This is a genomic window from Streptomyces sp. sk2.1 (assembly GCF_008120935.1).
Taxonomy (GTDB): Bacteria; Actinomycetota; Actinomycetes; order Streptomycetales; family Streptomycetaceae; genus Streptomyces.
Genome location: NZ_RDBO01000071.1, coordinates 287,722 through 290,332, shown reverse-complemented (window position 1 = coordinate 290,332; position 2,611 = coordinate 287,722). Strand labels below are relative to the sequence as shown.

Sequence of the window (2,611 nt, the reverse complement as noted above, 5' to 3'; positions counted from 1 at the left end):
GTGGTCCGTCTCGGTCGCCGCCCAGCTCTGCGCCGTCCTGGGCGCCGTGCACGCGGTGCCGATCGTCCACCGCGACCTCAAGCCCCGCAACGTGATGATCCGCCCGGACGGCACCGTCACCGTCCTCGACCTCGGGGTCGCCTCGGTCCTGGACACCGACACCACCCGCCGTCACCATCAGGAGCAGCGCGATGAGGACGCCGTCGGCGGTGGTGGGCTCGTCGCTGCCCTCCCTGCCGAGGATCGGCAGGAGCACGCACACGAACACGAACCCGGCCCCGGTCAGCCACCAGTCGAGGGCCCGGCGGCGCACGATCGCGAGGCGGAGCAGCGGGCTCCACAGCAGCAGCCCGAGCGAGCACACCGGGAGCGCGGTGAACAGCACGCGCATCGAGACGATCCAGGCCCTGCTGGGAACCCGGCGCGGCGGCGTCGGCGGATGACCCGGGGCGTACATGGCTGCTCCTGGAGACCTGGTCGTTGAAGATCCGCGCACGCACTCGCGCGCGCAGATCCGAGCGTAAGGGGCGACAACGACGGTCCGCCCCGGGTTGTACGGAACCGTTGTGGTTCGGATCACTCCGGGCGGACCGTGCCGTCCGTCAGCCCGTCGTACATGCCCTGGATCAGCTGCCCGCCGAGCCGGCCGGCCAGCCGGAGCGCGTCCTCGAACTCGGCCAGGGCCCGGAACCGGTCCCCGTAGCGCCGCTGTTCCGCCAGCGGCAGCCGGGGCAGCTGGAGGCGGCGGGCGTCCAGCCTGGTGGCGGTGGAGGCGTAGCTGCTGGCCTGGCGGTTGTTGGCGGTGCCGCGCAGGAAGCCGGCGAGGAACCACGGGTCGAGCGCCGCCGGGTCGGGGCGCAGCAGCTGGAGGTTGCGGCCGAGCGCCGCGCCCGCGGTCGCCCCGTCGACGACGCGGGCGACGGAGCCGCCGCCGAGCACGGGGACGACGACGTCACCGGCCTCGACGAGGACCGGCTCCTCCGGGGGGCCGTCGGCGGGCAGGCTCCCCGAGGGGGCGGTGGCGCCGAGGACGTCGTGCTCCGTGAGGACGGGTGTCGGGCCGGTGCCGGAGCCGCCGGCACGGAGCTGGAGGGCGCCCGCGCGGGCGAGTTCGCCGACGGTGGTGAGCGGCCAGTGGGCCGGGGCGGAGAGGGTCACGGCCGGTGGGGTGAGGGTGCCGGTGAGACCGAGCGTCTCGGTCAGCCGCTGTCGTACGCCGACCAGTTCGGCGGGGCCGCCCGCGGCGGCGGGGGGCGGCAGGTGGGGGCGAGGGCCGGGCCCGGCGTCCCCGTCGGCCCCGCGATTCCCCTCGTCCCCGCAGGTCCCGTCGGTTCAACGGGACCAGCCGGTACGTCCCACCCAGCCGCAGGCACAGTCGAACCCGAACCCGACTCCGACCCCCCACCCCCAGCGCATCGACCAGGTCCGCGCCGAACTGGACGAACTGAGCGACTACCTCCGTAAGGAGGAGGGGCGGTGAGCGGACGTCTCATCGGCGGGCGGTACCAACTGGCGACCATCCTCGGCCAGGGCGGCATGGGCCAGGTCTGGACGGCCTACGACCAGCGCCTGGACCGCCGCGTCGCGGTGAAGCTGCTCCGCCCCGACCGGGTCACCGGGCCCGTCGCCGACGAGGCCGCGGACGAGCTGCGGCGCCGCTTCGTCCGCGAGTGCCGGGTCACCGCCCAGGTCGACCACCCGGGCCTGGTCACCGTCCACGACGCGGGCAGCGACGGCGAGGACCTGTTCCTCGTCATGCAGTACGTCGAGGGCGCGGACCTCGCCGACCACCTCGCCGAGCACGACCCGTACCCCTGGCAGTGGTCCGTCTCGGTCGCCGCCCAGCTCTGCGCCGTCCTGGGCGCCGTGCACGCGGTGCCGATCGTCCACCGCGACCTCAAGCCCCGCAACGTGATGATCCGCCCGGACGGCACCGTCACCGTCCTCGACCTCGGGGTCGCCTCGGTCCTGGACACCGACACCACCCGCCTCACCCACACCGGATCGCCGATCGGTTCCCCGGCCTACATGGCCCCCGAGCAGGCGATGGGCGGCGCCGTCGGCCCGTACACCGACCTGTACGCGCTCGGCGTGCTCCTCCACGAACTCCTCAGCGGCGACGTGCCGTTCGCGGGTTCCACCGCCCTCGGCGTGCTGCACCGCCACCTCTACGAGCCGCCCGTCCCGGTCCGCCGGATCAGGCCGGACATCCCCGAGCCCCTCGAAACGCTGGTGCTGCGGCTGCTGGCCAAGGACCCGCAGCACCGCCCGTCCGGAGCCCAGGAGGTGTACGAGCACCTCGCCCCGATGCTCCCCTCCTGGAACACCGGCTCCTGGAACACCGGTTCCCGGGGGAACGGCGTCCCCGCCGGGCCGCTCGACCCGACCCGGCCCTTCCTGCGCCCGCACGCCCCGTGGCCCGGCGGGGACGCCGTTCCCCCGGGAACCGGTGTTCCAGGAGCCGGTGTTCCAGGAGGGGAGCATCGGGGCGAGGTGCTCGTACACCTCCTGGGCTCCGGACGGGCGGTGCTGCGGGTCCTTGGCCAGCAGCCGCAGCACCAGCGTTTCGAGGGGCTCGGGGATGTCCGGCCTGATCCGGCGGACCGGGACG

The 2,611-nt window shown here is 74.6% G+C and carries 1 protein-coding gene and 2 pseudogenes; 2 read left to right on the top strand and 1 reads right to left on the bottom strand.

What is annotated here, in order from left to right:
• Positions 1 to 178, top strand: a pseudogene (locus EAO76_RS26105) (protein kinase); the annotation flags it as partial.
• Between the two features lie 398 nt (positions 179 to 576).
• Here EAO76_RS26105 and EAO76_RS26095 read toward each other — a convergent pair.
• Positions 577 to 1,272, bottom strand: a pseudogene (locus EAO76_RS26095) (SAM-dependent methyltransferase); the annotation flags it as partial.
• A gap of 264 nt (positions 1,273 to 1,536) precedes the next feature.
• On the opposite strand from EAO76_RS26095, the gene EAO76_RS26085 reads away from it, so the two are divergent.
• The coding region (locus tag EAO76_RS26085; RefSeq protein WP_262375754.1) for a serine/threonine-protein kinase at positions 1,537 to 2,611 on the top strand (1,075 nt) is incomplete at its 3' end.